Source organism: Mycobacterium malmoense (assembly GCF_019645855.1).
In the GTDB taxonomy this organism is placed as follows: domain Bacteria; phylum Actinomycetota; class Actinomycetes; order Mycobacteriales; family Mycobacteriaceae; genus Mycobacterium; species Mycobacterium malmoense.
In genome coordinates, this window is the sequence record NZ_CP080999.1 from 391,605 (window position 1) to 417,066 (window position 25,462).

General features: G+C 69.4%; 19 protein-coding genes. 8 read left to right on the forward strand and 11 right to left on the reverse strand.

Annotation, left to right across the window (positions count from 1 at the left end; genetic code table 11):
• Positions 1 to 2 precede the first annotated feature (2 nt).
• Both K3U93_RS01835 and K3U93_RS01840 read right to left on the reverse strand, forming a co-directional pair.
• Entirely contained in the window at positions 3 to 527 is a 525-nt protein-coding gene (locus tag K3U93_RS01835; RefSeq protein ID WP_083010681.1) for a helix-turn-helix domain-containing protein, read from the reverse strand.
• A complete protein-coding gene (locus K3U93_RS01840) occupies positions 524 to 3,553 on the reverse strand; it encodes an MMPL family transporter (RefSeq protein ID WP_083010680.1) in 3,030 nt (1,009 codons plus the stop codon). Before K3U93_RS01840 ends, K3U93_RS01835 begins: the two co-directional genes overlap by 4 nt.
• A 341-nt stretch (positions 3,554 to 3,894) precedes the next feature.
• Here K3U93_RS01840 and K3U93_RS01845 point away from each other — a divergent pair, with 341 nt between their 5' ends.
• Positions 3,895 to 4,374 carry a hemophore gene (locus K3U93_RS01845; RefSeq protein WP_071511380.1) on the forward strand — a complete coding sequence of 160 codons (480 nt, stop codon included), beginning with the start codon at positions 3,895 to 3,897 and terminating at the stop codon, positions 4,372 to 4,374.
• Here the strand turns inward: K3U93_RS01845 and K3U93_RS01850 are convergent.
• Positions 4,371 to 5,543 (reverse strand): lysylphosphatidylglycerol synthase transmembrane domain-containing protein, encoded by a 1,173-nt coding sequence (locus tag K3U93_RS01850; RefSeq protein WP_071511381.1) that lies wholly within the window; start codon positions 5,541 to 5,543, stop codon positions 4,371 to 4,373. The two genes, K3U93_RS01845 and K3U93_RS01850, sit on opposite strands and share 4 nt — an antisense overlap.
• 159 nt (positions 5,544 to 5,702) lie before the next feature.
• Here K3U93_RS01850 and K3U93_RS01855 point away from each other — a divergent pair, with 159 nt between their 5' ends.
• Positions 5,703 to 6,857, forward strand: a complete 1,155-nt coding sequence (locus K3U93_RS01855; RefSeq protein ID WP_083010679.1) for an AI-2E family transporter — start codon at positions 5,703 to 5,705, stop codon at positions 6,855 to 6,857.
• Between the two features lie 13 nt (positions 6,858 to 6,870).
• On the opposite strand, the gene mmpL3 is transcribed toward K3U93_RS01855, so the two are convergent.
• From mmpL3 to trmB, 3 genes are all read right to left on the reverse strand, one after another.
• Complete coding sequence (gene mmpL3 / locus K3U93_RS01860) at positions 6,871 to 9,777, reverse strand: trehalose monomycolate exporter MmpL3 (protein ID WP_083010678.1); 2,907 nt, start codon at positions 9,775 to 9,777, stop codon at positions 6,871 to 6,873.
• Positions 9,778 to 9,838: 61 nt separating this feature from the next.
• Positions 9,839 to 10,552 carry an NYN domain-containing protein gene (locus tag K3U93_RS01865; RefSeq protein ID WP_083010717.1) on the reverse strand — a complete coding sequence of 238 codons (714 nt, stop codon included), beginning with the start codon at positions 10,550 to 10,552 and terminating at the stop codon, positions 9,839 to 9,841.
• 13 nt (positions 10,553 to 10,565) lie between these two features.
• A complete protein-coding gene (gene trmB, locus K3U93_RS01870; RefSeq protein ID WP_139796963.1) occupies positions 10,566 to 11,393 on the reverse strand; it encodes a tRNA (guanosine(46)-N7)-methyltransferase TrmB in 828 nt (275 codons plus the stop codon).
• A 275-nt stretch (positions 11,394 to 11,668) separates the two neighbouring features.
• On the opposite strand from trmB, the gene K3U93_RS01875 reads away from it, so the two are divergent.
• The 3 genes from K3U93_RS01875 to K3U93_RS01885 all read left to right on the forward strand — a co-directional run bounded on the left by K3U93_RS01875 (position 11,669) and on the right by K3U93_RS01885 (position 16,301).
• Positions 11,669 to 12,754: a hypothetical protein gene (locus K3U93_RS01875; RefSeq protein WP_083010676.1), complete on the forward strand. Its 1,086-nt coding sequence runs from the start codon at positions 11,669 to 11,671 to the stop codon at positions 12,752 to 12,754.
• Entirely contained in the window at positions 12,748 to 14,307 is a 1,560-nt protein-coding gene (locus K3U93_RS01880; RefSeq protein ID WP_083010675.1) for a hypothetical protein, read from the forward strand. The genes K3U93_RS01875 and K3U93_RS01880 overlap by 7 nt, the downstream gene beginning before the upstream one ends.
• A 164-nt stretch (positions 14,308 to 14,471) precedes the next feature.
• Positions 14,472 to 16,301, forward strand: coding sequence for a phosphoenolpyruvate carboxykinase (GTP) (locus tag K3U93_RS01885; RefSeq protein WP_071511388.1), 1,830 nt, complete (start codon positions 14,472 to 14,474; stop codon positions 16,299 to 16,301).
• Between the two features lie 73 nt (positions 16,302 to 16,374).
• Here the strand turns inward: K3U93_RS01885 and K3U93_RS01890 are convergent, their stop codons facing one another.
• Positions 16,375 to 16,527: a hypothetical protein gene (locus K3U93_RS01890; RefSeq protein ID WP_176219973.1), complete on the reverse strand. Its 153-nt coding sequence runs from the start codon at positions 16,525 to 16,527 to the stop codon at positions 16,375 to 16,377.
• Positions 16,528 to 16,778: 251 nt separating this feature from the next.
• On the reverse strand, positions 16,779 to 19,373 hold the full coding sequence (locus tag K3U93_RS01895) for a helix-turn-helix transcriptional regulator (protein WP_230981560.1): 2,595 nt from the start codon (positions 19,371 to 19,373) through the stop codon (positions 16,779 to 16,781).
• A 122-nt stretch (positions 19,374 to 19,495) separates the two neighbouring features.
• Here K3U93_RS01895 and fadD4 point away from each other — a divergent pair, with 122 nt between their 5' ends.
• Both fadD4 and K3U93_RS01905 read left to right on the forward strand, forming a co-directional pair.
• On the forward strand, positions 19,496 to 21,025 hold the full coding sequence (gene fadD4, locus K3U93_RS01900; protein ID WP_083010674.1) for a fatty-acid--CoA ligase FadD4: 1,530 nt from the start codon (positions 19,496 to 19,498) through the stop codon (positions 21,023 to 21,025).
• 2 nt (positions 21,026 to 21,027) lie between these two features.
• Positions 21,028 to 21,984 (forward strand): enoyl-CoA hydratase/isomerase family protein, encoded by a 957-nt coding sequence (locus tag K3U93_RS01905; RefSeq protein ID WP_083010673.1) that lies wholly within the window; start codon positions 21,028 to 21,030, stop codon positions 21,982 to 21,984.
• On the opposite strand, the gene K3U93_RS01910 is transcribed toward K3U93_RS01905, so the two are convergent.
• On the reverse strand, positions 21,978 to 22,409 hold the full coding sequence (locus K3U93_RS01910; protein ID WP_071511391.1) for a CD225/dispanin family protein: 432 nt from the start codon (positions 22,407 to 22,409) through the stop codon (positions 21,978 to 21,980). The genes K3U93_RS01905 and K3U93_RS01910 overlap by 7 nt on opposite strands.
• A gap of 117 nt (positions 22,410 to 22,526) precedes the next feature.
• The gene (locus K3U93_RS01915; protein WP_083010672.1) at positions 22,527 to 23,693 is read right to left on the reverse strand and encodes an acyl-CoA dehydrogenase family protein; all 1,167 of its coding nucleotides are present in this window, start codon (positions 23,691 to 23,693) and stop codon (positions 22,527 to 22,529) included.
• 9 nt (positions 23,694 to 23,702) lie between these two features.
• On the opposite strand from K3U93_RS01915, the gene K3U93_RS01920 reads away from it, so the two are divergent.
• Complete coding sequence (locus K3U93_RS01920; protein ID WP_139796955.1) at positions 23,703 to 24,698, forward strand: MaoC family dehydratase; 996 nt, start codon at positions 23,703 to 23,705, stop codon at positions 24,696 to 24,698.
• 94 nt (positions 24,699 to 24,792) lie between these two features.
• On the opposite strand, the gene K3U93_RS01925 is transcribed toward K3U93_RS01920, so the two are convergent.
• Positions 24,793 to 25,368, reverse strand: coding sequence for a TetR/AcrR family transcriptional regulator (locus tag K3U93_RS01925; protein ID WP_139796962.1), 576 nt, complete (start codon positions 25,366 to 25,368; stop codon positions 24,793 to 24,795).
• Positions 25,369 to 25,462: the final 94 nt, after the last annotated feature.

The following is a 25,462-nucleotide window of genomic DNA, read 5'->3' on the forward strand; positions in this document are numbered from 1 at the left end:
GATCAGTTGGATTCGGGCGACCGTGCGGACTTCACCTTGACGAACCGATCCGACAGCCGACGCATCCGGATCATCAGCGACGCCGACGGGCTGGTGCTGCCGTCGAGGTAGGCGGCCAGGTCCTCGGGAGCCACCCCGATGCGGGACGCGAATTCCTGTTGGTCGAGCCCGGACCGGTCGATCAGTAGCCGCACGTGACGGGCCACCTCGGCGCGTTCATTGGCCTCCAGGTGGGTGCGGGCGCGCTCCAGCACCTCCCACAGCGCCTTGGAGATGCCGTAGGGCCGCGTCCCCTCGAGCACCTCTTCGACCTGGCGGGCGGTGCGCCCGTACGGGTCGCGTTTCAGCGCGGCGGCGATGCGCTTCCAGGTGTCGATGTCGCCGCCCTGCAGCGCCGACCGGATGGCGGCCGTCGACCAGAACTCCACCGGCTGGTCGGAATCCTGAAAGGGCCCGGAAGGCCCGCGCTGTTCGCTGGCGGGCCGCCGGGGTGGCGGTGCCTGGCGCCGTTCGGATGCCAACGTCACCTCGCCTCCTCCAGCATCGCCACGGCCACCGACAGGCAGCGCTGCCTGACCGCGTCCCAGTCCGCCTTGGCGTCGGGTTCCGACCATTGGTCGTCACTGAAATCGCAGGGATGTGGGTCCGCGAGCCGCCGGACCAACTGGGTGGCGATCCATTGCTGCCTGGGCGTTTGACAACAGTAATACTTGTCCATCCCGGCCAGCACCACGGCGGCGGTCTCGGGCTCTACCGTTTCGACCATGTCAGCAAAGTCGGCGTAATCGCGGCTGCTGTTACGGCACATGATCAGGTAGCCCTTGAGACGCAGCGTTTCGGCGCCGGTCGGGACGAGCAGCCGGTCGCCGGTGGGCAGTTGCACGTGGGTGGTCTCCACCGGGCTGCGCCGTTCGTACGTCGGCCGGTCGGTGGTGTCGGTCTCCAAGTCGGTCTCGAGCGCGTCGATGGCGACCGAGAGCCGTCCCCGCCACAGGGTGACGGGATGGACCGGCCGGTCGCTCCCGGCGATCGCCCTGGCAATGCCGTTGCGCGACGCCAGGCCGCCGACCAGCTTCTTTGCCCCCGAGTTACCGTTGGTGCCGGTCTTGGCTTCGGCCGGGGCCCCGGCGCCCTCGTCGCTGATGTCGACCTGGTGGGGGATCTGCCCGGGGCCCTGGCCTCGATCCTGCTGTTCAGGGCCGCCCGGGGTCTCCTTGCCGTTGCGTCCACAGCCGGTGAAGGCGAGCGGGTCGGCCACGCAAATGGCGTCGGGCGCCAGGTGCTTGAGCTTCGCGGCCGACTTGAGCACCATCCGCAGGTCGGCACTGGGCGCCGTCAGCGCCGAGATGTCGTCGGGAATGACCACGATGTCGCTGAGGTCGACCTCGGGCAGCGGCCGGTCGAAGTCGACTGACGGCAGCATGCGGGACAGCCACCGGGGCAGCCACCAGTTCCACTGGGCGAACATCGCCATCAGCGCCGGGACCAGGACAAGCCGCACCACGGTGGCGTCCACCGCGATGGCGACGGCGCACGCCACGCCGATCTCGGCGACCAGCGGCATGCCGGCGAACGCGAAGCCGATGAACACCGCGATCATGATCAGGGCCGCGCTGGTGATCGTGCGGGCGCTGGTGCTCACGCCGTACGCCACCGCGTCACGGGTGTTCCCCGAGTGCAGGAAGCGTTCCCGGATGCGGGTGAGCAGGAAGATCTCGTAGTCCATCGACAAGCCGAAGGTCATCGCCAGCACCAGCGGGGGAACGGTGCTGTCGATCGAGCTGATCCGGGTGAAACCGAGATCCTGCAGCCAGCCCCACTGGAAAACCATCACCAGGCTGCCGTAGGCGGCCGCGACCGACAGCAGCGTCATCAGCACGCCCTTGAACGCCAAGAACGCCGAGTGGATCGAGATCAACAGCATCACGAACGCGATCAGCGCGACGAACACCAGCACCAGCGGCTCGGTCGCCGACACCCGGTCGTCGAAATCCTTGATCAGCGCGGTCGGTCCGCCGACATCCACGCGCGCCGTTCCCGCGTCGGGAATCTTGGGCAGCTGCGTGCGCATCCAGCCGACGGTGTCCCGGGCCGCCATGTCCTCGGGATCGACCGACAACACCGCGGACAGCAGGGCGCTGCCGTTGTCCTCGGCGAATTGCGGCGGCGACACCGAGACGAGGTGGGGAGCCTGCGTCATCCGCTGGCGGATCGCGGCGATCGTCTGGCTGTGCTCGGGTGAGGCCGCGCCGCCGTCGGGAAAGGTGATCAGCACCTGGATCGGGCCCAGCGCGCCGGGCCCGAGCGCCTGGGCCGCCGCGGCCACCCCGGCGCGGATCTCGTGGGAGGAGTCGAACTGGCGCAGCAGGCTGTTGCCGAGCACCATCGATGCCGCCGGCACGGCCATGACGAGCAGCACCACCGACGCCGCCACCGCGGATACCCACGGCCGGCGCATCACCCGTCCGATCCACCGGTTCCAGAACCGGGACTGGGTGCTCTCCGGCCGCCGCGACCAGTGCAGCAGGCGTGACCTCTTGGCGGCCGACCGCCCGAACGTCGCCAACACGGCCGGCGTCAGCGTGGCCGACGTCAGCATCGCCACCGCGACGGCCATGATCGCCCCGGTGGCCATCGACTTCAGCGCCGGGGTGTTGATGATGTAGATGCCGGTGAGGGAGGCGACGACGGTCGCCCCGGACAGCACCACCGCGAGCCCGGACGTGGCCATCGCGGCGTCCACGGCCTCGGTCGGCTGGCGGCCGGAGCGCAGTTCCTCGCGGAAGCGCATCAGGATGAACAGCGAATAGTCGACGGCGAGCGCGATCCCGAACATCGACACCGTCGACGTCACGAACACCGACATGGTGGTGTATTCCGAGAGCAGATAGACCAGGCCCATGGTGACCACGACCGTGCAGACGCCGAGGGCCAGCGGGATCGCCGCGGCGGCCAGCGAACCGAACACCGCCAGCAAGACGATCAGGATGATCGGCAGGTTCCAGCGTTCCGCGGCGGCGATGTCGTGCTTGGTGTTGGCCGCCGCGGCGGCGCTGAGCGCGCCCTGCCCGATGACGTAGAGCCGCACCCGGCCGTTCGCGGTCTGGCCCGGCTGGTCGCCCCTGACGCCAACCTTTTCGCGCAGCTTCTTGGCGACGTCACTGGTGCCCGAGTTGCGGGCGTCCAGCCGCAGCGACACCACGTACGGCCGGTCGGGTTGCGGCGGCCGCTGGGCGGGGTTGGGCGCCTCCGTCACGCCGGGGAACTCGCCGGCGATCCGCCTCAGCAGCGCGACCGCGTCGTTGATGTCCTGGTAGCTGGCGTCCGGGCGGGGCGCCGCCACCAGCGCTAACGAGGACGCGCCCTGGTCGTGGTAGAGATCCTCGAGCTGGTCGTGCACCGCCAGCGACTGCGAGCCGGCCACGTCGAAACCACCGCCGGTGAGATTGCCGGCCTGCGTCATCGCCAGATAGATCGCCGGCACCAATGCCAGCAACCAGCCTGTGAAGACCAACCAGCGGTGCTTACGCAGGCTGCGGCTGAGGCGCATCATGAGCTGCTGGATTTCTTCGCTCCCCGGTATCTCGCGCAACGCGTGCAGGCGAGAATACCGCAGCAGCCTGTGGATTATGTCGGCTTATCTGGTTCCTGAGCTGCAAAGACACGGATGTTGCCGAGACGCTGCCAAGTCGTTGTGAACCGGTGACCAACCGGGATTTCGGTCACACGAGGCGGCGGTGGCTTGGCAGTGACCGGGCCGGGGATGGCAGGATGTCGAAGGGCCGCGGGGAATCGGGAATTCCGGGGGACTTCCGCAACGCAGAGCCATCTATCGCAGCCGTTCGCGGGGCGTCAGGACCGGGCGCACCTGCGCAAACTCCTAAGGAGTGATCCATGACGACAGGAACCAGGCTCTTCGCGGGGCTGATCGCCACCGCGGTGCCCGGCGCCGCCATCGCGGTGCTGGCGGGGCCGCCGGCGACCGGTGCCGCCGATCCGTGCGCGGCCAGTGAAGTGGCCAGGACGATCGGTTCGGTCGCCAAGTCGATGGGCGACTACCTGGACTCGCATCCAGAGACCAACCAGACGATGACCTCGATGCTGCAGCAGCAGGCGGGACCGCAATCGTTGACCGGGTTGAAGTCGTACTTCGAGGCCAACCCCAAGGTTGCCGGCGACATGACGTCGATCGCCCAGCCGTTGAGCAACCTTTCGCTGCAGTGCAAGCTACCGATCTCGCCCACCCAGGCAATGGGAATGCTGCAGCAGGCGCAGGGCGCAGCGGGCGCGCTGCCGATGGGCGGCACGGGCGGCACCCCGCCCGCGGGGACCAACCCGCTTCCCGGTCCGCCGCGGGGCAACACCGTCGGCTAACTGCGGCTTCCACCGCCTTCCGGATCGCGATCGGGCGGCGGCAACGGGCCCTGCAGGGCCGTCTCGGAGGGGTCGCTCTGGTGCCGCACCACGGGCAGGGGACCGGTAATCGGCTCGACGTCGTCCGAGTCGGCGATGTTCTCGGTGCGGAAGACGAAAAAGAACACCACCCAACCGACGGCGGCGATGAGTAACCAGCTGATCAGCCGGTAAATCAGCATCGCCGAGATGGCACTGGGCAACGACATGCCGCTGGAGACCAGGCCGGGCACCAGCACCGCCTCGACGACCAGCAGCCCGCCCGGCATCAGCGGTATCGTGCCGACCGCCCGCGCGGCCGCATAGGCCACCGTCAACCCCGCGACCGAAGCGTGGTCGCCGGCGGCGTAGGCGGCGAAGCCGAGGCAGGCCACGTCGGCGATCCAGTTGAACAGCGACCAACCGAACGCCACGCTCAGGTCGCGCCGGCCCAGGCTCACCGATTCGAGCTGCATGAGCGTCTCGCGCCACTTGTCCAGACCGGTGTCCGCCGGCCTGCCGCGAATCGAGTTGACCCACGACAAAACCCGGCAGCCGATTCCGTCGATCAGCTCCGGCCGTGACGCCACCGCCTGGGCAAGGAGCAACAACGCGACGAAACCGCCGAGCGTGAACAGCAAGGAGAACGGATTGTTCTTGGCGCCCAGGAAGAAAGCTCCGCCCAAGCCGAGCAGCGCCAATCCCACCGCCTGCAGCACACCCGACATCACCAGCTGCCACGAGGCCACCACCGTCGAGGCGCCCCAGATCCGCTGTTGACGCAGCAAAAACGTGGCCGACAGCACCGGTCCGCCGGGCAGCGTGGTGCTCAGCGAGTTGGCGGCATAGAACGCGGCTTCCGATCGAAGTTGCTTGACGTGCACGCCGGCCGATTTCAACAGGGTGCGCTGGATCTGGGCGAAGCTGTGCATCGATGCGGCCGCCGCCAGCACCGCCGCGAGCAACCACCACCAGTTGGCCTCGTACATGCTCATCCAGGCCTTGGCTAGCTGATCCCAGCCCAGTGCGACCTCGACGGCAAGCACGACGGCGACGATCGCGAGGATCACCCATCGCACCCACCAGTACTTGCCGCGCGTTGTCTGTTCACGCGGCAAGTGGAGCTTGCGGGCGGGTGCGTCGTGCGACACGTGCTTTAGGGTAACCGCGCAGGTGGCGCGGCCATCGAGGCGTGGCACCGACTGTGTCGTCGTCGTAACCGGATCGTGCCGGCCGCAACGGCCGCCGGAGGCCGCAGCCGCCCCCGAAACGGCCGTTGGGCGGCCATCGGGGCCAGATAGGCTGGCCAGATGTCAGCAAACCCCGATTCCGCCTCGGTCGAACCCCTTGTCCGCAAGGCCGCGGCCTGGGCGTGGCGTTTGCTTGTCATCCTGGCCGCGGCGGTCGCCCTGCTGTGGGTCGTGAAAAAGCTCGAGATCATCGTCGTCCCGGTGTTGCTGGCATTGATGATCAGCGCTTTGCTGGTGCCGGCGGTCGACTGGTTGGACCGGCGGGGCCTGCCGCGCGGTGCCGCGGTGATGCTGGTCTTGCTGGGCGGATTCGCGATCCTGGGCGGCATCCTGGCGTTCGTCATCATCCAGTTCGTCTACGGTTTGCCCGATCTGACCGAGCAGGTGACCCGAAGCATCGACTCCACCCGCAGGTGGCTGATCGAAGGGCCGATGCATTTGCGCGGCGAACAGATCGACAACGCCGGTAACGCCGCCATCCAGGCGCTGCACAACAACCAGGCCAAGCTGACCAGCGGCGCGCTGGCCACCGCGGCCACCATCACCGAGGTGGTCACGGCGGCCGTGTTGGCGCTGTTCACCTTGATTTTCTTCCTCTATGGCGGCCGCAACATCTGGCAGTACGTGACGAAAATCTTCCCCGTCACCGTCCGGGAGCGGGTGCGGGAGGCGGGGCACGCCGGATACGGGTCGCTCATCGGGTACGTGCGGGCGACGTTCCTGGTCGCCCTGACCGACGCCGCGGGCGTCGGCACCGGGCTGGCGATCATGGGCATCCCGCTGGCCCTGCCGCTGGCCTCACTGGTGTTTCTCGGCGCCTTCATCCCGCTGGTGGGTGCCGTGATCGCCGGCTTTCTCGCCGTGGTCGTGGCCCTGCTGGCGAAGGGGTTCGTCTACGCGCTGATCACGCTGGGTTTGCTGATCGCAGTCAACCAACTCGAGGCGCATTTGCTGCAGCCGCTGGTGATGGGTCGCGCGGTGTCGATCCATCCGCTCGGGGTGGTGCTGGCCATTTCCACCGGCGGGGTGCTCGCCGGGATCGTCGGCGCCTTGCTGGCCGTCCCGACGGTCGCGTTCCTCAACAACGCGATACAGGTGCTGCTCGCCGCGGATCCGTCCGCCGAAGCCGAGAAGCAGACCGAAGGCGCCAATGCCGATGAGGCCGGGGTGATCGTCCAGGCGAAGCCGGACGAGCCCGGCGAGGAGCCCGACTGAGGTTCTGAAACGCCTATAACCGTCCCTCGCGGCGCAGCAAATCCTGGGCACTGAGGCCCCCGCCGCCGCGCCGGCGCCTGTCGCCATTATCGCCATGGCCGCTCTGTCCGCGGGCGTTCAGCTGCTCGGTGGCCGCGTCGGAGTCGTTGGCCTCCGACCGCATGACGGGAAGGGCGGCGGTGGGGTCGGCCGGGTCGGTCTTGTTGTCGCCGGAACGGTTGGCCGGGAGGGGCATGGCCAGGGTCTGACCGCTGGACGGTGTCGGGGCCGGCGGGGGCCGTGACACGTCCGGCGTCGCGGAGCCGGCCAGGCCGCGCGGGTCGGCCGGTCGCTGGTGGCCGGCCGCGGTCTGGCTGCCGGGGGTCGCGTTGGCGGTGGCGGGGACCGACAGCCGCGTCGTTTTGGCGTCCGTCGGCTGGCCGGGCCTGGCCTGCATGCGCGTGGTGTTCGAGCCGGACGGCGAGGACGGTTCCTGGGCGGGCCTGGCCTCCGGCGGGGCGCCCAGGCCCGGACGTGCCGGCCGCGACGGCTCCAACGTGCCGGGGTGCGTGGGGTCGTGCGGGGGACGCGGCGCCGCGGCGACGAGGCTGGCCGCCGCGACCGGAGGCCTCGCGGGCCGCCCATTGAGGGTGGGCCGCTTGCGCTCGTCGGGCAGGTCGATCTCGCCCAGCCCGATCCGGTTTTGCAGGCGCCGTGCCCAGCGCGGAGCCCACCAGCAGTCGTCGCCGAGCAACTTCATCACCGACGGCACCAGGAACATCCGCACCACGGTCGCGTCCAGCAACAGCGCCGCCATCAGGCCGAAGGCGAGGTACTTCATCATCACCAGGTCGGAGAACACGAACGAACCGGCGACGACGGCAAGGACCAGCGCGGCCGCCGTGATGAGGCGCCCGGTGGTCGCGGTGCCGATCCGGATGGCCTCCGCGGTGGACATGCCGCGTTCTCGCGCCTCGACCATTCGGGACACCAGGAACACCTCGTAATCGGTGGCCAACCCGTAGCCGACGACCGCGACCAGCGCGATGATCACCACCATCAACGGTGTCGGCGTGAAATTCAGCCACGTCGAGAAGTGCCCGTCGACGAAGATCCACGTCAGGATGCCCATGGTGGAGCCCAGCGTCAGCACGCTCATCACCGCGGCCTTGATCGGCAACACGAACGACCCGAACGCCAGGAACATCAGCAGCATGGTGGCGGTGATCAGCACGACCACCATCAACGGAGCCTTGTCGACCAGGCTGTGAATCGAATCCTCCATCAAAGCCGGCGTACCGCCGACCAATATGTCGATTCCCTTGGGCGGGGTGATCGCCCGCAGCTCACCGATCTTCTTCGCCGCATCGTTCGGGTTGACGAGTCCGTTCTGCAGCACCCGCACCGACGGGTCCTTCGACGCGCCCGGCGCGACGCTGCGCTCCTGCCACATGTTCGCGGGGTTGTTGTCCTGCTCGCTGAATCCGCTGATCGTCATCGCCTTGCTGCGCACGTCCGCGATCTGCGCGTCGGTGACCGGCTGGTGGTTGGTGGATTGGATGACCAGCGTGAGCGGATCGGTGCGGTACCCGGGGAAGAGCTTGTCGAAGTGCTCCTGCGCCTGGCGCACAGGGTTGTCCGGCGGCAGATACTTCTCACTCATGGCGCCAAACGACAGGTTGCCCAACGGGATAACCAGCAGGATCATCCCGACGACGATCGGGATGGCGAACACCAGCGGCCGCTTCATCACCCAGTTGACCAGCCTGCCCCAGAACCCGGCCTCGACCTCTTCCCGGGTCTTGGTCTTCTGCAGGCGATCCGCCAACCAGTTGAGGTAGGCACGCGACACCTTCCAGTTGCGCAGGAAGGGCACCCGGAACAGGGTCCGCACGCCGAGCGCGTCGACGTTCTTGCCCAAAATCCCCAGGCAGGCCGGCAGCAGCGTGATCGACAGCAGCGCCGCAAGTGTCACCGCCGCGATGAGGGCGTAGGTCAGCGACTTGACGAAGCCCTGTGGCAACAGCAGCAGGCTGGCGCCCGACGCGGCAATGAGCACCGCCGAGAATGCCACCGTGCGGCCCGCCGTCATCACCGTGCGGCGCACGGCGGCCTCGGTGTCGTAGCCTTCGGCGATCTCTTCCCGGAACCGGCTCACCACGAAAAGCCCGTAGTCCACCGCGATACCCAGGCCGATCAGCGAGACCACCGGCTGGGCGAAGAAGTTCACCGGCCCGAACACCGCGATCAACCGCATAATGCCCAGCGCGCCCGCGATGCTCAGGCCGCCCACCATCACCGGCAGGCAGGCCGCCACCACGCCGCCGAATACCAGAAACAGGACTATCGCCACCAATGGCAGAGCGAGGACTTCCATTCGTTTCTGGTCGGTGGCTATGGTGCCCGTCAACGCGTTGGCCACCGGCTCGAGGCCGGCGAGTTGGACGGTGCCGCCGTCGAGCTTCTGCAGGTCCGGGGCGACGGTTTTGTAGTTGTTGAGGATGGTGTCGTCGTCGTCGCCTTTGAGCGGGATGGAGACGAACGTGTACTTCTTGTCCTGGGTGGCCATGCCCTGGATGACCTGGCTGGTGGTGTCGGGCGCTCGCAGGTAGCCGGCCCAGCCCAGGACCTGGTTGGGGTGGTCCTGCTGGAACTTGTTGAGCTCGTCGGTGATCTGCTTGGCCCACGCCGGGTCGTCGACGCTCTTGCCGCTCGGCGCCTTGAAGATCGCGACGATGTGCCCGGTCCGGTCCCGGCCGTAGACCTTGTCCCCGATGATCGAGGCCTTGACGGATTGACTGCCGTCGTCGTAAAAACCGCTCTGCGTGACGTGCTTGCCCAGGCTCAGCCCGAATGCGCCGCCGAGGAGGCACAGGGCCACCGTGACCCCGATCACGACGTACCGATAGCGGTACACAGTTCGACCCCACCAGGCGAACACGTAAGCTCCTTACTGGATCTGTAGCGACCCGCGCTGTGTCTTTCGGTTTTTCACGCCAGTGTCACACACGCGTGGTCAACAGCGCGGACAGCGGCCGGAACGGCTGCAGCCACGCGCCCTGGTCAGGCAGCGAATCCAGGCCGATTCGCGGCAACGGTTCCCGGAAGACACCGTCGATGTCTTCCAGGTCGACGAAGTCCAAGGTATCCGACGCTAGCGCCCAACTGACGTGTTCGCGAAATCCGATCACGTGCACCGGGATCCCGTCGCGTGCGATTTCCTCTAGCGGTTGACGGAACGCTTGACCGTCGGCCGAAGCCACGACCAACGCCGCGAGCCCCTCCTGACGCCGCCGCTCGATGTGGGCGAGCATGTCGCGGTCGACGTCGCTGCCCTCGTCGATCTTCGGCTTGGCAAAGACCGCGAAGCCCACGTTACGCAGCGCGTCCACCCACGGTCTGACCACCTCGGCGCTGCCCGGCGCGATGTTGGTGAAAACGGTGGCCTCCGGCTCGATCACGACGCCCGGGCGGCCGGCGCTGACCTCCGCCGTGCGTGCCAGCAGCCACCGGCCGAGCGCGTCGAAACGCGGGCGTTCCAGTGCCGTCGGGCGACGGCCCAAGATCGAGCCCAGGCCCATGTCGAGGTTGGGAGCGTCCCACACCAGCAAGACGCGCCCACCCGGCGGTTGGAAGCTGCTCAGGCCCTCGGCGGACAGGACCGCCGGCGAGTCGAGCGGTTCCGGTGCTGCCGTGGTCACTTCCGTCAGGCTCATGCTCATCGCCTACTCATCGTCTAAGCCAGACGAATTCGCTCACGGCGCTGCCCGCTTCGTGCGCCTTCGTCTCGTACTTGGTGGTCGGGCGGACGATCGAGATCGGCAGCCGGTCGCCGGGACCGACGCGGCGCAGCCTCGGTTCGCCCATGCCGACTTCGGCGATCTGCTCGGCGTAGCCCGGGTGGTCCGTCGCGGCGTGCAGGACACCTCCAGGGAGTAGCCGGTCCGCGATCAGCCCAATCGTGGCCGGTTGCAGGAACCGGCGTTTGTGGTGGCGCGCCTTCGGCCACGGATCGGGAAAGAAGACGCGAACCCCGGTCAGCGACTGCGGGGCGATCAGATGCTCCAGCACGTCGATCGCGTTCCCGCGGATCAACCGGATGTTGCCGGCGCGCTCGCGCTCGATCGCGCACAGCAGCTGCGCCAGGCCGCGCCGGTAGATTTCCACCGCGATCACGTCGACGTCGGGCTCGTCCTTGGCCATCGCCAGCGTCGACGTGCCGCTGCCGCAGCCGATCTCGAGCACCAGCGGCGCGCGGCGGCCGAACCACGCATCATTGTCCAGCGGCTCCGTGCGGCCGGATGCCCCTTGCGAAGACACCCCCAGCGAGATGCCCAGTTGTGGCCACAGCCGCTCCCAGGTCTGGCGCTGGGCTCCGGAAAGGGCGGAACGCCGCGAGCGGAAACTTGTGGCCGGGAGATAGCGCCGCGGCTCCGGCGCTGGGATAACCGCCGCTCCACCAACCTCGCCGGCGGTCTCTCCGGCCCCCGCCTCCACCGGCGCGTCGGGACACGTCCCGACCCCGGGTTGCGCATCCATTTGTCCATGGTGGCCCATGAACGCCCGATGTAGCCGCCCCTGGTCCAGATTGATACCCAACAGTTGCCTTCAACTGGTAACAGATAAACGGTGGCTCGCATCTCGAGGACCCAGGTGCCACCATTCGGTGGGATCACTCGGCGACGATCCGGACGGCGCAGGCGGTCCGGCAACCCGGGCAATCGAAATCCGTCGGCCGCCAGGCACACGGCGATAGCCTCGGCGACGATCCCGCATCCGGCGGGGGCGACGCTGGCCGGGCGATCAGGCCTATCGGATCGAACGGGCAGGACATGAGGGGACAAGGGCACCAGATTTTCGTCGACGAGCTGGCACGATTTGCCGCCGACCGCGCCGACCCGCGCCTGACGGCCATCGCCGAGCGGGCCGCGGTGCCGCTGCACGCGGTCGTCCGCGGACGCCCGGGGGTGGGTCGCGGCACGGTGGCGCGTGCCCTGCACCGCGCCGGAACCGCGTTGGGGATCTCGGTGACCACGGGAGCCGGCGACGTCGTCGTCTACGTCACCACGGAGGTGGTCAAACCCGAGGACACCGACGCGATCGCCGCCGCCGGCCGCCCGGTGGTGGCGGTGCTGAACAAAGCCGATCTGGCCGGCTCCCTTTCGGGCCGGGCCGGCGACGGGCCGATCGCGGCGGCACGCAAACGCTGCGCCGAGTTCTCCGCGCTCGTCGGGGCGCCCATGGAGCCGATGATCGGCCTGCTCGCGGTCGCCGCGCTGGACGACCTGGACGGCGAGCTGTGGGCGGCGCTGCGGACGCTGGCCGCCCATCCGGGCGGCGCTACCTGCCTCGACGGATCCTTTGCCGGCTTCCTGGCGGCCGACATTCCCTTGCCGACCGACGTGCGGCTGCGCCTCCTGGACACCCTGGACCTGTTCGGCACCGCACTCGGTGCCGCCGCCGCCCGGCGGGGCAGGACGCCCACCCAAGTCCGGGCCCTGCTGCGCCGGATGAGCGGTGTCGACACCGTCCTGAACAAGGCCTGCGTCGCCGGGGCCGAGGTGCGCTACCGACGGGTGCTTCGGGCCGTCGCGGAGTTGGAGGCGCTGGCCGTGTCGCGGGACCACATGGCCGAGGCGATCGGCGGCTTCCTGTCCCGCGACGACACCGTGGTCGCCCGCATGGCGGCCGCCGTCGACCTGGCCGAGGCGGCCGGTCTGGAGCCCGTCAACCTGGACCGCGATGATCCGGCCGCACACCTGCCCCGCGCGGTGCATTGGCAGCGCTACAGCCGTGAAGGCCTTGGCAGGCTTGGCGCCGTGAGCGATCTGCACCGCGCCTGCGGCGCCGATATCGCCCGGGGATCGCTGCGGCTGTGGTCGCAGGCCTGCGGGTCGCTGCCAGGAGAGTCATGGTGAGCGGCGAGGCCGGCGCCGACCCGGCCGCCCAGGTGGACGCGCTGGTGGCAACGATCGGGTCCCGGCTGGACTCGCCCGCCATCAACCGCCGCGACGTGGTACTGGTGACCGGCCCGTGGATGGCCGGCGTGACCGCGGTGGTCGAGGCGCTGCGCGAACGGCTGCCGCAGCACAAATTCGTCGAGTCGACGGACCTGGGACCCGGTGACGCGCCGACCGCGGTGGTGTTCGTCGTCTCCGCGGCGGCCCAACTCACCGGATCCGACTGCTTACTGCTGGACGCGGCCGCCGAGCACACCGACGTGGTCGTCGGTGTGGTGTCCAAGATCGACGTGCACCGCGGCTGGCGCGACGTGGTGGCCGCCAACCGCGACATGCTGGCCGCGCACGCACCGCGCTACGACAAGGTGCCCTGGGTCGGTGCGGCCGCCTTGCCCGACGTCGGCGAGCCCAGCGTCGACGACCTGGTCGAAACCGTCGCGGCACAATTCGCCGATCCCGACATCGCGCGGCGAAACAGGTTGCGGGCGTGGGAATCCCGGCTCCAGATGGTCGCGCGGCGGTTCGACCGCGACGCCGAGGGCGCCGGCCGGCGGGCCCGGGTCGACGCGCTGCGCGAAGAGCGCAGCACGGCCTTGCGGCAGCGGCGCCAGTCGAAGACCGAGCGCACCATCACGCTGCGCGGCCAGATCCAGCAGGCGCGCGTCCAGTTGTCCCACTTCGCTCGCAACCGTTGCTCGTCGGTGCGCACGGAGCTGCAGGAGGACGCCGCGGGTTTGTCCCGGCGGAACATGCCCGGCTTCGAGGCGTATACGCGCGGCCGGGTCGACGAGGTGGTCGCCGAGGTGGGCGAGGGTGTCACCACCCATCTCACCGACGTCGGGCAGGTGATGGGCGTGCCGGTGCCCCTGCCGGACACCGAGAAGCTGCCGACGGTCGAGGTCTCGCCCCCGCCACTGAAATCACGGCGCCAGGAAACCTGGCTGTTGATGCTGGTGGGCGCCGCGTTCGGACTGGGCGTGGCGCTGACGCTGAGCCGGCTGGTGGGCGGGTTGGCCTCGCGGCTGAGCCCCGGCCTGGGCCCCTTATTGACCCTGGCGGGGGCCGTCGGCTGCGTGGCGATCGGGCTGGCGGTCGCGTTCATGGTGATCCACATCCGCGGCCTGCTGCGCGACAGGGCGTTGCTGGACCGCTGGGCGGGCGACGTGACGTCGTCGCTGCGGTCGGTGGTCGAGGAGTTGGTCGCCACCCGCGTGCTGGTCGCCGAGTCGGTGCTGAGCACCGCGCTGGTCGCCCTGGACGAGGCCGACAACGCCGTGGTGGCCGATCAGGTCAGCGCCATCGACGGCGAACTGCGCGAGCACGCGATCGCCGCGGCGCGGGCCGCGGCGGTGCGTGACCGGGAGATGCCCACGGTTAAGGCCGCGCTGGACGCCGTGCGCGCCGAACTGGGTGAACCGGGCATATCACAGCCCGCGGACCCCGCCGCCGCCGCCGATCCGGGCGAAACCGAGAAACCCGCCCCGAGGAGCGCAAACGGCGATCCTTCGTGAGCTTCTGAATCGTTGTTGTGAGGAGGCTTATACCCGCCCGAGACTTCCCCGACAAGTAGCTCGCGATAACCTGTAGTTAACGCCACCATGAAGACGGTTGTGTGGGCGATCGCATATGCAACCAAGGGACGCCGTAAGCACGCAGACGAATCCAGGAGAGTTCGATGACTTCAGCCACCATTCCCGGTTTGGACACCGCGCCGACACAACACCCGGGACTGCTGGCCTGGGTGGAAGAGGTCGCCGAGCTCACCCAGCCGGACCGGGTGGTGTTCGCTGACGGCTCCGACGAGGAGTGGCAGCGGCTGAGTGAGCAGCTCGTCGAGGCGGGCACGTTCACGCGGCTGAACCCCGAGGAGTACCCCAACTCCTTCCTGGCGTTGTCCGACCCGTCCGACGTGGCGCGGGTGGAGTCCCGGACCTTCATCTGCTCCGAGCGCGAGATCGACGCCGGACCGACCAACAACTGGATGGACCCCGCCGAGATGCGGTCCACGCTGACCGACCTGTACCGCGGCTGCATGCGCGGCCGCACCATGTGGGTGGTGCCGTTCTGCATGGGCCCCCTCGGCGCCGACGACCCCAAGCTGGGCGTGGAGATCACCGACTCCGAATACGTCGTCGTCTCGATGAAGGTGATGACCCGGATGGGCACGGCCGCCCTGGAGAAGATCGGCGACGACGGGTTCTTCGTCAAGGCGTTGCACTCGGTCGGGGCGCCGCTGGAGCCCGGCCAACAAGACGTGCCGTGGCCGTGCAGCGACACCAAGTACATCACCCACTTCCCCGAGACCCGGGAGATCTGGAGCTACGGCTCCGGCTACGGCGGCAACGCGCTGCTGGGCAAGAAGTGCTACTCGCTGCGCATCGCGTCGGCGATGGCCCACGACGAGGGCTGGCTCGCCGAGCACATGCTGATCCTCAAGCTGATCTCGCCGGAGAACAAGGCGTACTACGTCGCGGCGGCGTTCCCGTCGGCCTGCGGCAAAACCAACCTGGCGATGATCCAACCCACCATTCCGGGCTGGCGCGCGGAAACACTCGGCGACGACATCGCCTGGATGCGGTTCGGCAAGGACGGCCGGCTGTATGCGGTGAACCCGGAGTTCGGCTTCTTCGGGGTGGCGCCGGGCACCAACTGGAAATCCAACCCCAACGCCATGCGCACCATCGCCGCGGGCAACACCGTGTTCACCAACGTCGCGCTCACCGACGACAGGGAAGTGTGGTGGGAAGGCCTGGAGGGCGACCCGCAGCACCTGATCGACTGGAGGGGCAACGACTGGTACTTCCGCGAGACGGAAACCACGGCGGCGCACCCGAATTCGCGGTACTGCACGCCGATGTCGCAATGCCCGATCCTGGCCCCCGAGTGGGATGACCCGCAGGGCGTGCCGATCTCGGCGATCTTGTTCGGCGGCCGCCGCAAGACCACCGTCCCACTGGTCACCCAAGCGCGCGACTGGCAGCACGGCGTGTTCATCGGCGCCACCCTGGGCAGCGAACAGACCGCCGCCGCCGAGGGCAAGGTCGGCAATGTGCGCCGCGACCCGATGGCCATGCTGCCGTTCATCGGCTACAACGTCGGCGACTACATGCAGCACTGGATCGACGTGGGCAAGAACTCCGACGAGTCCAAGCTGCCGAAGGTGTTCTTCGTCAACTGGTTCCGCCGTGGCGAGGACCACCGCTTCCTGTGGCCCGGCTTCGGCGAGAACAGCCGGGTGCTGAAGTGGATCGTGGACCGCATCGAGCACAAAGCCGGCGGCCGGTCCACCCCGATCGGCATCGTTCCCTCCGTCGAGGACCTGGAGTTGGAGGGGCTGGACGCCGATCCCGCCGACGTGGCCGAGGCGCTGGTGGTCGACGCCGGCGAATGGCGCCAGGAACTGCCGCTGATCGAGGAGTGGCTGGAATTCATCGGCGAGAAGCTGCCGACCGGAATCAAGGACGAGTTCGAGGCGCTCAAGCAGCGGCTCGCAGATGCCGATTAGGTCTCGATTAGATCGAAGTAGCACCCCTCGACGGAATGCTCGCCCCACCCCGCACGGGGCGAGTCCGTCAATCTCACGCGCCGCGCGAGCCGCGCCGCCGCCGACCGGCCCTGATCGGCGTCACCGTCGCCAGGGTGTCCCGCTCCTCCTGCGCGTGGAGCGAGGGGTGCGACGCGCCGTACTTCTTGATCAGCCGATCGCGCTTCTTGCCGAACAGGTCGATCACGACCGCGGTTGGTGCCCCGTCCCGTCGACCCTGATTGTGGTTGAGCACCGGAGACCTCCTCGGGCGTTCGGCCGCCTGCCGCGGCGCGTGAGGCCACGCTATGGCGAGGATTGCCGGGCGCACATCCGTAGCCGGGTACGCGATTTCGCCCGTCCCGGCCGCCGCCGGCACAGGAACCTACTCGGTCCCGATCGGTTCCCCGGCACGCGCCCGCGCCGTCCGGGACGGCCACCGCGTAACTTGCTACGCGGTCACGCGCGGGCGGCGCGTCGCATGAATTCCGCCAGGGCTTTCCGGTCCCCGACGCCGAGTTTGGTGCAGGCGTGCAGGATGTGGCCCTCGACGGTTCGCGCCGAGACCACCAGCCGCTCGGCGATCTCGCGGGTGCTCAGTCCCGTCGCCAGCAGGTTGGCGATCTCACGCTCCCGGGCGCTGAGTGGCAGCGGCTGGGCGGCCGCGCTCAGCGCCGGGGTCCGCAGGCCGCCGCAGCTCTGGGCGATGCGGTCGGCGTTGGCGGCCGCCTCGGTGGCCCGGCGGCGATCGTCGCGGGCGCGGAACATCTCCGCGGCTTGGGCGGCCGCGTCGGCGGCGCACAACAGCGCCCCGATCTGCTCGAAACGCTCGCTCGACGCGCACAGGGCCACGGGATCGCCATCGCGTAGCGCCGCGCCGTAGTCGGCGTACGCGCGCGCCAGGCAGCCGTCGACCACCGCGGTGGCGTCGACCAGGCGTGGGAGTGAGGCTCGGTCCCCGAAGCGGGCCGCGGCGACGAGGGCCAGCGTTTCGATCGCCCGCTGACCGGACTGGCGGGCCAGGTCGGCGGCGTCGATGGCCGCCGCGATGGCCCCGGTGACGTTGCCCTGCGCCGCGGCGAGCCAGGCGTCGACGATGCGCAGCTGCGGGCGAAACGCCGCATGCTGCGCGCCCGATCGGCTGTGCAGTTCGGCGACGGTCGCGGCGGCCGCCTCGACGCGGCCGAGCCCGCAATAGGCCTGGGCCAGAGACATTCTGGGCATGCTCCACCAGGCGGCCGACTCCGTGGTCAGCGCCGCGACGGTCTGTTCCATGCGCGACGCCGCCGCCGCGAAGCGCCCCCGCGCGACGTCGACGGTGCCGGCCGACATGTTGTCCAGCCCCCAGTCGAGGTATTGGTGGGTTGAGAAGATCCGGCCGCGGTCGGCCAACCGGGCGTCGGCGGCGTCGAGTCTCCCGGTCAGGACCAGGGCGCAGACCTCGGCGTAGGCCATCAGGTGTCGCAACACCCCGTCGACCTCGCGTTCGACCCGGCGGCCGCGCTCCGCCAGGACGGCGACCTGATCGCCTTGCCCGGTCAGCGCCAACGCGAGGCCGCCGCCGAACACCGCCCACCCGAGGGCGGCCGGCGGCGCCGCCGGATCGGCCAGCACACCGCGGGACAGTTCGGCGGCCTCCTCCAACCGGTTTGCCAACGCCAGGGAACCCGACGCCAGGCCGTCCACCACCGGCCTCAGCCTCGGATCACGGACGCGGCTGCGCAGCAGGTCGAGCACGTCGTTGGCGGCGTCGGTGTCGCCCATCGACAGTTGAAGGTTGACCATGCGCGCGACGCCCCAGCCGAGCAACTCAGCCTCGTCCATCGTGTCCGGGTCATAGGCGCTCAGGGCGAGATCGGCCTCCACCGATTTGCCTTGCCACAGCAGCGATCTGGCCAGCAGTTCGCCGGCGGCCAGGCCGGCCCCGCGGTCGACGGCGGCGCGGGCCAGGCGCTCGCCCAGGGTGACGTTGGTCAGCGCGATCGCGTCGTCGGCGGCCTCAACCAGCATTTCCGAGGTGGGGCTCGTGTCGCTGTCCAGCGTCAGCTCGGCCAGCCGGATCCGCTCGCTTGGCCCGCGGATCGGCTTGGCGGACAACGCCCGGACGAGTTCGCCGCGCAATCGGCGGGCGGCGGCAACCCCGAGGCGTCGCCGCATGACATCGCTCAGCAGCAGCTGGTTGAACTGCACTTCGCTGCCCTCGGTGATGCGGATCAGGCCCCGCCTTTCGGCCTGTTCCACCGCGCTGGCGCCCGCCAGGCCGATCAGCGTGTCCAGGTCGAGCGGCTCGCAAAACGCCAGCAGCCCCAACGCGCGCGCGACGTCGTCGGGCAGCTGCGCGATGCGCTCGTCCACCAACGACGCCAGTTCCTCGCGCACCACGGCAGGCCCACGCAGCTGCCAGATCCCGCGGACCTGCCGCAGCGTGCCGGCCTCCACCGCCCCCTCCACCAGTTGGCGCAGCAGCAGCGCGTTGCCGCCGGAGTCCCGCCACATCACGTCGGCGCTCAGCCCCTCGACCGGCCCGCCCAGCACCCGTTCGACCAGCTCCACACACTGCTCCCGGCTGAACGGCCGCAGCTCGATGCGCCGCAGGTAGCTGTCCTTCCACAGCGAGGTGATCGCGTCGGGCACCGGCTGGTCGGCCCTGATGTTGGCCACCATCGGCACCGATCGCTCCAGCGCCAGCTGGTGCACCAGCGTGGCGGACAGGTCGTCGAGCAGGTGCGCGTCATCGACACCGAGCACCGTGCCGCGATCGGCGGTCAGCGCGTCACGGGCCGCCGCCAGGCAGGCCACGGGGTCGCGGGTGGTCGCGGCCCCGACCAGGTAGGTGAACGAGCCCAGGGGGATGCTGCGCGACGACTCCGTTCCCGCCACCCAGCGCACCCGATTGGGCAGCGACTCGGTGACGTCGCGGGCCAACGTGGTCTTTCCCACGCCGGCCTCCCCGACCACCACGACGCCGGCGGTGCGGCTTTGTTGGGTGAGGGCAGCGCGAACCGCCGCGAACTCCGGCTCGCGGCGTACCAGCGGCCAATCCTCGACATCCACCAGAGCCAGAACTCTACAGATCGTCGTCCGCGTCCGGGTAGCGCTGAGCAGACGCAGAATCGCACGTCCGGGCCCCGGATCGTGCGATTCTGCGTCTGCTCGGCCGGCGCTACAGTCGGCGTATGGAGATCCGCCCCCATATCGGCGCGGGCAAACCCGCCGTCATCCTCCACCCCTCCGGCACGGTGATCACGTTCGACGAGCTGGAGGCGAGGGCCAACCGGCTGGCGCACCGGTTCCGCGGGGCCGGCCTGCGCGAGGGGGACACCGTCGCGATCCTGATGGAGAACAACGAGCACATCCACGCGGTCATGTGGGCGGCGCGGCGCAGCGGGTTGTACTTCGTGCCGATCAACACCCACCTGACCGCGGCCGCGGCCGCCTACATCGTCGACAACAGCGGCGCCAAGGCGATCATCGGGTCGGCGGCGCTGCGCGCGACGTGCGCGGGGCTGGCGGAGTATTTACCGGGCGGGCTGCCGGGCCTGCTGATGATCGCGGGCCCTTTTTCGCAGGGCGACCTCGACGGCTGGGAGCGCTATCCGGAATGCGTTGCGGACCAACCGGATACCCCCATCGACGACGAGCGCGAGGGCGACCTGCTGCAGTACTCGTCGGGCACCACCGGCCGGCCCAAGGGGATCAAACGCGAACTGCCGCACGTCCCGCCCGCCGAGGCGCCCGGCATGATGTCGGCGCTGGTCGGCTTCTGGATGACCCCCGAGTCGGTCTATCTAAGCCCGGCCCCGCTGTACCACACCGCGCCGTCGGTGTGGTCGATGAGCGCGCAGGCCGGCGGCATCACGACCGTCGTCATGGAGAAGTTCGATCCCGAGGGCGCGCTGGACGCCATCCAGCGCTACCGGGTCACGCACGGCCAGTTCGTGCCGGCCATGTTCACCCGGATGCTGAAACTCCCTCAGGCCATTCGTGATTCGTACGACCTGTCCAGCCTGCAGCGGGTGATGCACGCCGCCGCGCCGTGTCCGGTCGAGATCAAGAAGCAGATGATCGACTGGTGGGGGCCGATCGTCGACGAGTACTACGCGTCCTCCGAGGCGATCGGATCGACGCTGATCGGCGCCGAGGACTGGCTCGCGCATCCGGGGTCGGTGGGCAAGCCCATGGCGTGCCAGATCCACATCCTCTCCGAGGACGGCACCGAGCTGCCGCCGGGCCAGCCCGGCGAGATCTACTTCGAGGGCGGGTTCGCCTTCGAATACCTCAACGATCCAACGAAAACCGCCGCGGCATACGATAAGCGCGGCTGGGTGACGGTCGGCGACGTCGGTTACGTCGACGACGAGGGCTACCTGTACCTGACCGACCGGCGCCACCACATGATCATCTCCGGCGGGGTGAACATCTACCCGCAGGAGACCGAGAACCTTCTGGTCACCCACCCGAAGGTGTTGGATGCCGCCGTGTTCGGCGTCCCGGACGACGAGATGGGCCAGCGGGTCGCGGCGGCCGTGCAGACCGTCGACCCGGCCGACGCCACCGACGAATTCGCCGACGAGCTGCTGGGCTGGCTGCGAGACCGCCTGGCGCACTACAAATGTCCGCGGTCGATCGCGTTCGAGGCGCAGCTGCCGCGCACCGACACCGGAAAGCTCTACAAGAACGGGCTCATCGAGAAGTATTCGGTGTGACCATGCTCCGCGTGGTCCACGTGTCCGACGGTCCCGATGCCCCCGCGGCATCGCCGCCGGGCGTGATCGTCGCCGTCGGCACGGCCACCGACGTCGCGGCGGCCGAATATTGGCCGCGGGCAGCGACTTTCACGCTCACCGAGGACCCCTGTGCCGACCGCAGGGCGGTCACCGTCGATTCGGTGCCCGAGGCCCTGGCCGAGCTGACCCGGCGCTGCCAACGCTGGCCGCACGCCAGCGCCGTGTGCGACGACGTGCTGCGGGCGATCGACCCCGAGGGCCCGACGCTGGCCGGGGTGGTCACCGAGTCGTTGGCCTACTCGACCCTGCAGGCCGGGCCGGAGTTCGCGCGCTGGCTCGACGAGCGCGGCCCGGCCGAAATGCCCGACATCGCCGACCCGGTGCAGGCGGGGCGCGACGGCGACACCCTGCGCATCGCGTTCAACCGGCCGCGGCGCCACAACGCGTTTTCCACCGACGTGCGCGCCGCGCTGCTCGAGGCGTTGGCCGTCGCGCAGCTGGACCCGTCGGTGACCGGGATCGTGTTGAGCGGCAACGGGCCGTCGTTCTGCAGCGGCGGGGATCTCGCGGAATTCGGCACGTTCGCCGACCCGGCCAGCGCGCATCTGGCCCGCACCCGGCACAGCCCCGCCCTGGCGCTCGACGCGCTGACCGCCAGGCTCGGCCGGTCGTGCCGGGCCGAGGTGCACGGCCGGGTGCTGGGCAGCGGATTGGAGATGGCGGCGTTTTGCGGATGGGTTGCGGCGCGCGACGATTCGGTGTTCGGGCTACCCGAATTGGCTCTGGGGTTGATCCCCGGCGCCGGCGGTACCGTCAGCGTCACCCGCCGGATCGGCCGTTGGCGCACAGCGTATCTGGTGTTGTCCGGGCGCACCGTCGGTGCCGAGATCGCACGGGCCTGGGGGTTGGTGGACGCGACTTACGTTGGCGCTCAGTAGCCCGAAAACGTGGTGGTGGTAGTGGACGGCAGGTTCGAGACGGCCACCGCGAAAAGAACAAACCACAGCACCGCCAAGGTCACATAGGCGACGACACCCACGACCGCGCCGATGATGGCCCACTTTTTGGCGTTCTCGGATGCGGCCTGCGCCTCGGCAAACCGCCCTTGGGCCCACAGCCCGGAGACCTTGGTGGAGTAGACGATCGACACGATCCCAAACGGGAGGCAACACAGCACCGTGCACAGGACCGCCCAGACGAGGTAGTTGTCCGGCTCGCGCTGGCCGGGCCAACCCGGCTGCGGGGCTTGCCAACCCGGCTGCGGGGCTTGCCAACCGGGCGGCGGCGGGGGTTGCCAACCGGCCGGCGGCGGCTGGCCCTGCCATTCCGGGGAACCTTCGTACGGCCCCTGGGGATAACTCATGGCAACCGACTTTCTTTCGTTCCAGTAGCGTTTGCTCCCGCGTAGCTTTGCTGGCATGAGAAGTCAGGCAAATATACAGCACGTGGTGACGTCGGACCGGAAGGCCTAGGTTCCTCCCTAGATCCCGCCCCGGGCGACCAGCTGGCCGGCGATCACGTTGCGCTGGATCTCGTTGGTGCCCTCGCCGACGATCATCAGCGGCGCGTCGCGGAAGTAGCGTTCGACGTCGTATTCGCATGAGTAGCCGTAGCCGCCGTGGATGCGCACGGCGTTCAGGGCGATCTCCATCGCGGTCTCGGAGGCGAACAGCTTGGCCATCCCGGCCTCCATGTCGCAGCGTTCGCCGCTGTCGTAGCGCTCGGCGGCATAGCGGGTGAGCTGGCGGGCGGCGGTGAGCTTGGTCGCCATGTCGGCCAGGTAGTTGCCTATCGCCTGGTGCTTCCAGATCGGCCGGCCGAAACTCTCCCGCTGCTGGGCGTAGGCGAGCGCGTCCTCGAGCGCCGCCGTCGCCACGCCCAGGGCCCGGGCAGCTACCTGAATGCGGCCCGTCTCAAGCCCTTTCATCATCTGCGCAAAGCCCTCGCCCGTCCGGCCGCCCAGGACCGCCGCCGCCGGTGCGCGGAAGTCGTCGAACGACAGCTCGCAGGCCTCGACGCCCTTGTAGCCCAACTTGGGCAGGTCCCGCGACACCGTCAGGCCCGGGCCGTGCTCGACGAGCACGATCGAGATGCCCTTGTGACGCGGCGCGGCGTTCGGGTCGGTCTTGCACAGCAGCGCGATCAATCCCGAGCGGCGCGCGTTGCTGATCCAGGTCTTGGAGCCGTTGATCAGCAGGCCGCCGGAGTCGTCGGGTAGCGCGGTCGTCGACATGTTCTGCAGGTCCGAGCCGCCGCCCGGCTCCGTCAGCGCCATGGTGGCCCGCAGCTCGCCCGTCGCCATCGACGGCAGGTAGGCCCCCTTCTGCTCCTCGGTGCCGAACAGCGTCAGCAGCTTGGCCACCACGGTGTGCCCGCCCATCGCGCCGGCCAGGCTCATCCAGCCGCGGGCCAGCTCCTGGGTGACGCGCACATAACACGGCATCGACACCGGCGACCCGCCGTATTCCTCGGGAATCGCCAGGCCGTAGATGCCGATCCGCTTCATCTGCTCGATCCACGCCTCGGGGTAGGCGTTGGCGTGCTCGACCTCGCGGACGCTCGGTTTGACGTCGCGGTCGACGAACGCGCGCACCGTGGCGACCAGCATGTCCTCTTCTTCATTCAGCTCACTGCCCACCTGTGCCATATTGGCCCCGTGACTTATGCGCGTGCACGCGAGGGCGGCCCCTACTTCGACGACCTTTCGGTGGGCCAGGTCTTCGACTGGGCGCCGGCGGCGACGCTCTCGGCGGGGCTGGCCGCCGCCCATCAGGCGATCGTGGGGGACCGGCTGCGGCTGTCCTTGGACACCGACCTGTGTGCCGCGGTGACCGGCGCGCGGGGGCCGCTGGCGCATCCGGCGCTGGTGTGCGACGTGGCGATCGGGCAGTCGACGCTGGCCACCCAGCGGGTCAAAGCCAACCTGTTCTACCGCGGCCTGGTGTTCCACCGCTTCCCGCTCATCGGCGACTCACTTTATACACGTACGGAAGTGGTTGGGCTGCACGCGAATTCGCTCAAGCCGGGCCGGGCGCCGACGGGGATGGCGGCGCTGCGGATGATCACCATCGACCAGGCCGACCGATTGGTGCTCGACTTCTACCGCTGCGCCATGCTGCCGGCCAGCCCGGACTGGAGTCCCTCTGGCGCGGCCGGCGACGACCTGTCGGCCATCGGCGCCGACGCGCCCGGCCCGGCCCGCGATCCGACCGCGCAGTGGGACGCCGACGCGTTCCGGAACAAGGTGCCGGGCCCGCACTTCGACCCCGGGCTGGCGGGTGCGGTGCTGCGCAGCACCGGCGACGTGGTCACCGGCGCGCCCGAACTCGCCCGGCTCACGCTGAACATCGCTGCGGTGCATCATGATTCGCGCGTCGGCGGCCAGCGCCTGGTCTACGGCGGGCACACCATCGGGCTGGCACTTGCGCAGGCCAGCAGGCTGCTGCCCAACCTGGCGACGGTCCTGGGCTGGGAGTCCTGCGACCACACCGGCCCGGTGCACGAGGGCGACACTTTATATAGCGAGCTGCACGTGGAAACCGCCCGGCCGGCCGACCACGGCGGCGTGCTGGGGCTGCGGTCGCTCGTCTACGCGGCCGGTGAGCCCGACCGTCCGGTGCTGGACTGGCGGTTTCACGCGCTGCACTTCTAATCGGCTCGCGAGCGTAACGCCACGGCGAAAAATCCCGCCATTTTTCGCCGTGGCGTTACGCTGGCGGCCGAGGGCGCGGCCAGTACCACCGCTCTCACGGCGAGACCCCTTTTTGCCGCGCCCGGTCCGGCGCGTCCGCGCCGCGGGCCCACGCATCCAGCGATGCCGGCAGGTGATGGCGATCGGCATCGTGCGGGATGCCCAGGGCCGCAAGGACGTTGAGCAGCATCCCGGTGGACAGGAACCGGGTGATCTCCGCCGGGTCCTCGCCGGTGACGTCGGCGACCATGCGCCACAGGCCGGCCAGGTGGTGACGGCCGAGCTCGCGGCTGCGCGGGTCGTCGGGTGCGGCGGAATACAGCTGCAGCTGGAATTGAACGCAGGTGGAGTCGGCGATCAGTTGCCGATAGCGGCTGCCCATCGCGGCGATCGCCTCCGGTCCGGTGAGCCCGCGGGCCGATTCTCGCAGCGAGTCCTCGGTGTGCTGGAAGGACCGCTCGATGCACTTCAGGAAAAGGTCATGCTTGCCGGCGAAAAGCCGAAACAGGTAAGGCTGGGACACGCCGGCGCGCCTCGCGATGGCTTCCGTCGAGGTTCCCGCGTAACCGCGGTGCGCGAACTCGATGATCGCCGCGTGCAGCACCTCCTCGCGGCGGTCCTCGGCACTCATCCTCGCCACGAGCGGCCCCCGTTGTTCCAGCGTGCCGTCGGCCCGAAGGCTTGCCGCGCACCCACCTGCACGTACCGCATTTATGGGCCGCCGG

Bases quoted from the DNA above. Each gene is read 5' to 3' on its own strand.
- trmB (WP_139796963.1), bottom strand. From the start codon at position 11,393: ATGGGCCACCATGGACAAATGGATGCGCAACCCGGGGTCGGGACGTGT.
- K3U93_RS01875 (WP_083010676.1), top strand. From the start codon at position 11,669: ATGAGGGGACAAGGGCACCAGATTTTCGTCGACGAGCTGGCACGATTT.
- K3U93_RS01910 (WP_071511391.1), bottom strand. From the start codon at position 22,409: ATGAGTTATCCCCAGGGGCCGTACGAAGGTTCCCCGGAATGGCAGGGC.
- fadD4 (WP_083010674.1), top strand. From the start codon at position 19,496: ATGGAGATCCGCCCCCATATCGGCGCGGGCAAACCCGCCGTCATCCTC.
- K3U93_RS01905 (WP_083010673.1), top strand. From the start codon at position 21,028: ATGCTCCGCGTGGTCCACGTGTCCGACGGTCCCGATGCCCCCGCGGCA.
- K3U93_RS01840 (WP_083010680.1), bottom strand. From the start codon at position 3,553: ATGATGCGCCTCAGCCGCAGCCTGCGTAAGCACCGCTGGTTGGTCTTC.
- K3U93_RS01855 (WP_083010679.1), top strand. From the start codon at position 5,703: ATGTCAGCAAACCCCGATTCCGCCTCGGTCGAACCCCTTGTCCGCAAG.
- K3U93_RS01925 (WP_139796962.1), bottom strand. From the start codon at position 25,368: ATGAGTGCCGAGGACCGCCGCGAGGAGGTGCTGCACGCGGCGATCATC.
- K3U93_RS01865 (WP_083010717.1), bottom strand. From the start codon at position 10,552: ATGAGCCTGACGGAAGTGACCACGGCAGCACCGGAACCGCTCGACTCG.
- K3U93_RS01880 (WP_083010675.1), top strand. From the start codon at position 12,748: ATGGTGAGCGGCGAGGCCGGCGCCGACCCGGCCGCCCAGGTGGACGCG.
- K3U93_RS01885 (WP_071511388.1), top strand. From the start codon at position 14,472: ATGACTTCAGCCACCATTCCCGGTTTGGACACCGCGCCGACACAACAC.
- K3U93_RS01845 (WP_071511380.1), top strand. From the start codon at position 3,895: ATGACGACAGGAACCAGGCTCTTCGCGGGGCTGATCGCCACCGCGGTG.
- K3U93_RS01915 (WP_083010672.1), bottom strand. From the start codon at position 23,693: ATGGCACAGGTGGGCAGTGAGCTGAATGAAGAAGAGGACATGCTGGTC.